Annotated in this window: 8 protein-coding genes, 1 tRNA gene and 1 pseudogene; 6 read left to right on the top strand and 4 right to left on the bottom strand. The window is 60.2% G+C overall.

From position 1 onward, the window contains the following. The 3 genes and pseudogenes from Q7V03_RS10125 to Q7V03_RS10115 all read left to right on the top strand — a co-directional run. Positions 1 to 553 (top strand): annotated as a pseudogene (locus Q7V03_RS10125) (DNA cytosine methyltransferase); the annotation flags it as partial. Next, a complete protein-coding gene (locus tag Q7V03_RS10120) occupies positions 550 to 1,203 on the top strand; it encodes a hypothetical protein (RefSeq protein WP_304925475.1) in 654 nt (217 codons plus the stop codon). The pseudogene Q7V03_RS10125 and the gene Q7V03_RS10120, both read left to right, overlap by 4 nt. Next, the gene (locus tag Q7V03_RS10115; RefSeq protein WP_304925474.1) at positions 1,200 to 1,445 is read left to right on the top strand and encodes a hypothetical protein; all 246 of its coding nucleotides are present in this window, start codon (positions 1,200 to 1,202) and stop codon (positions 1,443 to 1,445) included. The genes Q7V03_RS10120 and Q7V03_RS10115 overlap by 4 nt, the downstream gene beginning before the upstream one ends. Here Q7V03_RS10115 and Q7V03_RS10110 read toward each other — a convergent pair. From Q7V03_RS10110 to Q7V03_RS10100, 3 genes are all read right to left on the bottom strand, one after another. Continuing rightward, a complete protein-coding gene (locus Q7V03_RS10110) occupies positions 1,442 to 2,413 on the bottom strand; it encodes a site-specific integrase (protein ID WP_304925473.1) in 972 nt (323 codons plus the stop codon). The two genes, Q7V03_RS10115 and Q7V03_RS10110, sit on opposite strands and share 4 nt — an antisense overlap. Before the next feature lie 139 nt (positions 2,414 to 2,552). Beyond that, a tRNA-Leu gene (locus Q7V03_RS10105) sits at positions 2,553 to 2,636 on the bottom strand. A gap of 129 nt (positions 2,637 to 2,765) precedes the next feature. Beyond that, entirely contained in the window at positions 2,766 to 3,626 is an 861-nt protein-coding gene (locus Q7V03_RS10100; protein WP_304925472.1) for a neutral zinc metallopeptidase, read from the bottom strand. A 132-nt stretch (positions 3,627 to 3,758) separates the two neighbouring features. On the opposite strand from Q7V03_RS10100, the gene Q7V03_RS10095 reads away from it, so the two are divergent. The 3 genes from Q7V03_RS10095 (at position 3,759) to Q7V03_RS10085 (ending at position 5,575) form a co-directional block, all read left to right on the top strand. Next, positions 3,759 to 4,343 carry a YqaA family protein gene (locus Q7V03_RS10095; protein WP_304925471.1) on the top strand — a complete coding sequence of 195 codons (585 nt, stop codon included), beginning with the start codon at positions 3,759 to 3,761 and terminating at the stop codon, positions 4,341 to 4,343. Between the two features lie 7 nt (positions 4,344 to 4,350). Beyond that, the gene (locus tag Q7V03_RS10090) at positions 4,351 to 4,812 is read left to right on the top strand and encodes a disulfide bond formation protein B (RefSeq protein ID WP_304925470.1); all 462 of its coding nucleotides are present in this window, start codon (positions 4,351 to 4,353) and stop codon (positions 4,810 to 4,812) included. Positions 4,813 to 4,909: 97 nt separating this feature from the next. Beyond that, the gene (locus tag Q7V03_RS10085; RefSeq protein ID WP_304925469.1) at positions 4,910 to 5,575 is read left to right on the top strand and encodes an ankyrin repeat domain-containing protein; all 666 of its coding nucleotides are present in this window, start codon (positions 4,910 to 4,912) and stop codon (positions 5,573 to 5,575) included. 120 nt (positions 5,576 to 5,695) lie between these two features. Here Q7V03_RS10085 and Q7V03_RS10080 read toward each other — a convergent pair whose 3' ends face one another. Continuing rightward, positions 5,696 to 6,859 carry a deoxyguanosinetriphosphate triphosphohydrolase gene (locus Q7V03_RS10080; protein WP_304925468.1) on the bottom strand — a complete coding sequence of 388 codons (1,164 nt, stop codon included), beginning with the start codon at positions 6,857 to 6,859 and terminating at the stop codon, positions 5,696 to 5,698. Positions 6,860 to 6,871: the final 12 nt, after the last annotated feature.

The following is a 6,871-nucleotide window of genomic DNA, read 5'->3' as shown; positions in this document are numbered from 1 at the left end:
CCGCATGGGGCAGCACGCGGGCCACGATCTGCGTGACCCCATGTCCACCATCGCAGCCACCGGATCGCAACAGATGCCAGTCGCCGCATGGTTCGCGAAATACTACGGCACCGGCGACGGCGCGCGGATGGATGAGCCGCTACACACCGTCACCACCAAAGACCGCATGGGCCACATGCAGGCCGCCCTCCAGGCCCCGCCTTTCCAGCCCGAGCATGAAGCCCGCGCCCGCGCCGTGGCCGAGTTCCTGCGCGCCCATGACGCTTGGAAGGGTGGCGAGTTTGTCACCCTGACCATCGACGGCACCACCTATGTCGTCGTGGACATCGGCATGCGGATGCTCACCCCGCGCGAGTTGTTCAATGCCCAAGGCTTCCCGCCTGACTATCAGATCGACGGCCACTGGATCGAGGCCGATGGCGACTGGCACTGGAAGGCGTTTCCGAAAGACGTGCAGGTCAGCTGCTGCGGCAACAGCGTCTGCCCCGACCTCGCCGCCGCGCTGGTGGCCGCAAACTGCACCCACCTGATTGAAGAAAGGAAAGCGGCATGACCGATAAACCCATCCTGTTCTCGGCCCCGATGGTGCGCGCCCTGCTGGCTGGAACGAAGACTCAAACACGGCGGGCGCTACCAACTGCACATCCTAAGTTTCCCGGGCTCAATCGGATGCGAAACGATTTGCTGATTGATCCGCAAGAGGTCTGGTATTGGGATGGTGTGTATGATGGGGTTGGCGCTTCGATGCGCCTACGGATTGCCCCCGGCGACCGGCTCTATGTTCGAGAGCATTGGCGCGCGGCAAGTGCCTATGACGACCTTTCACCATCGGACATGGGGGGAGAGGAAAGCATCCGCTATGAGGCCGATCAAGCTTGGCAGACTTGGGGCTGGCCCGTTCCCGTGGGGCTGGAAGGCCGCTTTCGCCAAGGCATACACATGCCCCGCTGGGCCAGCCGACTGACCCTAACCGTCACCGAAGTGCGCGTGCAGCGGTTGCAGGACATCAGCGAGGCCGATGCCGTTGCAGAGGGCGCGGATGCAGCAAGCATTCGGATGTATCCAGAGTTGGGCACGGCTCGGCATTGGTACCAAGACCTTTGGAACAGCATCAATGGCGAATCCGCATGGGATAAAAACCCTTGGGTCGCCGCCTACAGCTTCACCGTCCAAAACGGCAACATCGATCAGGTGGCAAAATGAACCACGAACCGCGCATCATGATCGCCGTGGATCAGGGCGAGTTGCAGCAGCTGCGCGCCGAGGTGCGTGAACTCACCCGCATCCTGTCAGGCGTGAAGTTGACACCCCTGCCGCAATGGCAGCCGCTGGCAGAATATGCCGCCCGCCTCGGCAAATCTCAAAAGACGATTCGTAACTGGGTGCGTGAGGGCAAGCTGGAAACCAAGCGCGAAGGCTCTGTGCTAATGATCAAGGCGGCCTAATCCAGCCGCTTTGCCAAATTCTCTGCGCTCTCATTGTAATAAACTTGCAGCATCCGCAGATCGGAATGCCCCACCATCCGGGCCAGCGCCAGCACATCCAGCTTTGTCGAAAGCCGCGTGATCGCCGCGTGCCGACTGTCGTGGAAGTTCAACCCATCTGCCTTGGCCTTGTCGCGCACCTTGCGCCACAGCGCATCTATCAGGCGATTGTCCAGCCCGAACACCGGGTCAAGATCCTGCGGCAGTGCCTCAATCAGCCGCACCGCCTCTGATGACAACGGCACCTCGCGCGAACGCCCATTCTTGGTGTGGGTCAGCTTTGCCACCCGGCGCTTCAGATCAATGCGGTCGCGGGTCAGCGCCACAATCTCACCAGACCGCATTGCTGTTTCCAGCGCAAACTTGAACGCATGGAACGCCCGCGCCGTGGCCGTGGTCAGATCATCGCCAGCGGCATGGGCCAGCCGCAGCAACTCATCCTCAGTCGGTAGCCGGTCGCGCGATTCGGGCTTCTTGGGGCGGCGCACATCCGACATCGGGTTGATAGCGATCATGCCCCATTCGCGGCGCGCACAGGTCAACACCGCAGACATCAGCTGCATCTCACGCGCCACCGTCGCGGGCTTGACCTGTGTGGATCGCTTGTCGCGCCACTTCGCAAACAGCTCGGGTGTCAGCTTTGCCATGTTCGTTTCGGCAATGGGATCGGCACAGAAGTTCTTCAGCTTCAGAACCTCCCACCACTCCCCGCGCTTGGTGGGTGAGACTTCGCGGGCATACCGATCCATCGCCTGGGCAAAGGTGCCGTGATCAACCGGCTTATCGGCAGCGTCCAGAATCAAGAATTCCTGCCGCGCCGCCCACTCTTTGGCGGCTTGCTTTGTCGGGAAAACCTTGGATAGTCTTCTGCCCTGACGGGACACTTCGGCGCGGGTGTTACCTGACGGGAGTTTTCTAAAGCTTGCCATGATTACGCATGTGAGGAATTCATGCGTAACACGAAGGGCCAAATCGGGCGCGATAGCAAGCTTTAAGGGAAATTCGCGCTGCGCTAGGTTAAGGCTTTCCCTTATTGGGCTGATATAGCGCCCATTTAGGGAAATTGCTTGGTACGGGCGGCCGGACTCGAACCGGCACTCCTTGCGAAAACAGATTTTGAGTCTGTCGCGTCTACCATTCCGCCACGCCCGCACATTTTACACTTCTTGGTAGCGACCGCAGAGCGGTCCGAAGTGTCAGGACCAATACTTGACTGGTCCGAGGCGCGGTTTAGCCGCGCCTCTTGTCCGCGTCAACAGGATTTGCACAAGCAAATCATCACTAAAGGTTATTCGTTCTGAAGGTGTCACAGGTACCCATCTGGCCAGACTTCAGCCCAGTGATGAACCATTTCGAGCGTTGCGCCGAAGTGCCATGGGTAAAGCTTTCTGGCATCGGCACCTGACCCGCATTGCGCTGCAGGGTGTCGTCGCCGATCTGCTTGGCGGCGGTGATGGCTTCTTCAAAATCGCCTTTCTCAATGGTGCCATAGGTCTGCTGCACCTCACGCGCCCAAATCCCGGCCAGACAATCGGCCTGCAATTCGATCCGCACCGAAATCTCGTTGCTGTCCGCTTCCGAAGACTGGCTGCGGACCTCGTTGGCTTTGTTCAGAATCCCCAACTCGTCTTGCACATGGTGCCCGATTTCATGCGCCACCACATAGGCCATCGCGAAATCACCCCCCGCGCCCAGTTGGCGCGACATCGTGGTGAAAAAATCGGTGTCGAGGTAAACTTTCTTGTCGCGGGGGCAATAGAACGGCCCCGTCGCCCCCGAGGCATCACCGCAAGGAGAGTTTGTCACACCCTTAAAAAGCACCAGCTTGGCAGGCACATAAGTCGCGCGCAGCTGCTGCTTGAACACCTTAACCCAAATATCTTCCGTATCTGCCAGCACCACCGAGACGAACTGCCCGGCCTGCTTGTCGGCATCGCTGATCTCAACCGGAGCACCCGTTTGCTGGGTTTGGGTTTGGCTGTCGTTCAACAGCGGCGTCAGATCAAATCCCAGAAAATACCCGATCACCACCACCGCGATCACGCCAATGCCACCCACGCCGCCGATGCTGGCCCCGCGGGTGCCCCGGACGCCGCGTCGATCTTCGATATTGCCGCTGCCCCTGCGTCCACGCCATTCCATCAACTGCACTCCAACTTGTTTTGGCCAATTTTAACTCTCAACGCGCGAAGCGCAATCGGGTTGCGCGGAAGCGCCCTCTTGACCTGAGCCTGCGCGCGTGGCCATTGGGCGCAAAATCGCGGAGAGCCCTTGATGTTTCGCAAGCTGTATAACTGGACGCTGCACTGGGCGGGTTCGCGCTATGCCGAACCTGCGATGGGGGCGGTGTCGTTTGTGGAAAGCTCGGTGTTTCCGATCCCTGCGGATGTGCTGTTCGTTCCGATGTGTCTGGCGCGGCCAGATCGGGTCTGGCGCTATGCGTTGATTGCGACGATCACTTCGGTGCTGGGCGGCATCTTTGGCTGGATGATCGGGCACTATGCCTTTGATCTTCTCGCTCGCCCGGCTTTGGAGTTTTACGGCAAGCTCGGTGCGTTTGAAGCGTTGAAGGCGCAGACCGGCGATACCGCTATTCTGGTGATGCTGATCACCTCCGGGCTTTCGCATTTGCCGCCGATGAAGGTGGTCACGATCTTGTCAGGGGTGGTGTCATTCGATCTGAAATGGTTCATCTTGTCGGCGATTGTGGCGCGAGGCGGGCGGTTTTATCTGCTGGCCTATCTTTTGCAACGCTACGGGGCGCAAGTGACGGGCTTTATCGAGCGGCGGTTGGCACTGATTGTCGGCGGGTTGGTGGTGGTTGGCGGGCTGATCTGGCTTGCGACCCGGATGATGTGAGGCTTTGATGACGCGGAACTCTTTGATCTGGATTGCCACGCTGGGCTCGGCAGGTTTGCTAGGGGGGGCGTTTGCTTTCCAGTATTTCGGCGGGTTGATCCCTTGCGTTTTGTGCCTCTATCAGCGCTGGCCGCATGGGGTGGCGATCTTGATCGGGCTGCTGGCGTTGCGGGGCCGGGGGGCTGCTCTGCCGCTGCTGGGGATGATCGCCCTGCTGGTCACGGCGGGGATCGGGTTTTATCATGCCGGGGTCGAGTTGGGATGGTTCGCGGGGCTGGCGACCTGCACGGTGGATACATTGCAGGGAATCAGTGCAGGCGACCTTTTGAACACCGATATTGCGGTCGGAAAACCGGTGCGCTGCGATGCGGTGCCGTGGGCTGCGCTGGGGGTTTCGATGGCGGGGTGGAATGCGATTATTTCGGCTGGGCTGGCAGTGGTCTGGGGACTGGCTGCGCGGAAAAGCTGAGGGTCCACGCGTGGACAGATTTTGCGTGACGCAAAATCAATGGCTTACTGATGCCCATTCAGGATTTGTTAAGTTTTGATACGCGTGGCAAAGTGTGATGATGTTTGAAAATCCGCCCCCATTTTCTGCCCGATTGCGCGCTTGGGGGGGCCGTCTGGTTTTTTTCGCGCGGCTGGCATGGCGGATTTCTGGGCGGGCTTTGGCCCTGTTGTCTCGGCAGCAAGCCCATGCTCCCGTGTCGGATGATCTGGCACTGATCGCGGATTATGATCAGATTGTTGAGGCGCTGCAAACGGGCGATACCGGGTTTTTGGCGCGGTTGGGGCCGGAGTTTGCCGCCAGTTCGGACAGCTTTGCTGGCCAGCCATGGCTGTTCAACGCGATTGATTTGGGCAGTTTGGCCACGTTGCAATGGTTTTTGGCGCAGGGCGTGGCGCTGGACGGCGTCGATAAGGACGGACGGTCAGCCTTGCAAGCGGCGGTCGAGCGCGCGGCAATCGTGGATGCGTATGACGACGCCCCGCAAGACCCGCTGCCGCTGATTGTGGCTTTGCTGGAAGCTGGGGCTGCGATCAATGCCGCCTCACGCCAAGGGCTGACGCCGCTGCATGTGGCAGCGGCTTTGGGATTGGGAGAGGTCGTGCAGGTGCTGCTGTCGCGTGGGGCAGACGCAAGTTTGCGCGATGAGGGTTTTGCCCATGCCACGCCGCGCGATTATGCGGTGCAGGCGGGGCATCAGGGGGTTGCTGATCTGCTGCGGTAGAATTGGTGCTTTTGGGCTTTCACATCGGCTTAAATACTCTCGCCGGAGGCATCCGAGGTTGGCCGGAGGAGCCTCCGGCGGGGATATTTGAGCACAGAGGATGACCTAAGCGTAAGTAGGCTATCCCAGCAATCTTTGCCCCTCTTGCAGCGCAAACCGATCCGTCATCCCGGCGACGTAATCGGCGACGAGGCGGGCGAGTTCGGTCTCGGTCTGGGCGGCGGTGATGTCGGTGCGCCACTCTTCGGGCAGCATTTCCGGCTGGGCGAGGTAGAGCGGGAACAGGCCGTTGACGACTTCGGTGACTTGTTTGCGCATCACGATCACCGAGGGCGCGCGATACATGCGGTGAAACAGAAAGCTGCGGATGGCTTTGAGTTCTTGGTAGAGCGGCTTTGAGAACCGGATGATGGTTAGGCCCATTGCACGGACGTCTTCGACCGATTGCGGCTGAGCGGCATCGAGGCGGTTTTTGGCCACGGAAATCACGTCTTCGACCATACGACCAAACACCCGGCGCAGGGCCTCGTGGCGGCGGCGCATTTTATCAAGGCCGGGGTAGAGGGCATCGACTTCGGCGAAGGCCGGGCCGGTGACGGGCAGTTCCATCAGGTCATTTTCATCGAACAGGCCAGAGCGCAGGCCGTCATGCAGATCGTGGTGCGAATAGGCGACGTCATCGGCGATGGCTGCGACTTGCGCTTCGGCACTGGCGTGGGTGTGCAGTTCCAGATCCCACTGGGCGTTCACTTCCGCCAAGGCATAGGGCAGCGGTCCGCTGTGCTTTTCGTCGGCATTGGGGCCTGTGACCGGGCCATTGTGCTTGGCGATGCCTTCAAGGCTTTCCCATGTCAGGTTGAGCCCGTCGAAATCGGCATAGTGGCGTTCCAGCCGGGTGACGATGCGCAAGGCTTGAGCGTTGTGATCAAAGCCGCCGTAGGGGGCCATCAGCAAAGCGAGCGCGTCTTCTCCGGTATGGCCGAACGGGGTGTGGCCAAGGTCATGCGCCAAAGCGATGGCTTCGGCGAGATCAGTGTTCAGGCCCAGCACACCCGAGATGGTGCGGGCGACTTGTGCGACCTCGATCGAATGGGTCAGGCGGGTGCGGTAGTAATCGCCTTCATGTTCGACAAAGACTTGGGTTTTATGCTTCAGGCGGCGGAAGGCCGAAGAATGGATGATGCGGTCGCGGTCGCGTTGGAACGGCGAGCGAAAGCTGGACATCCGCTCTTGGTGCAGGCGGCCGCGCGATTGGTCGGGTTGGCAGGCGAAAGGGGCAAGCATATGCAGGGCCGT

The sequence above is a fragment of the Cypionkella sp. genome (assembly GCF_030652235.1).
Lineage (GTDB): Bacteria > Pseudomonadota > Alphaproteobacteria > Rhodobacterales > Rhodobacteraceae > Cypionkella.
This window is presented reverse-complemented; position numbering and strand designations above follow the sequence as displayed.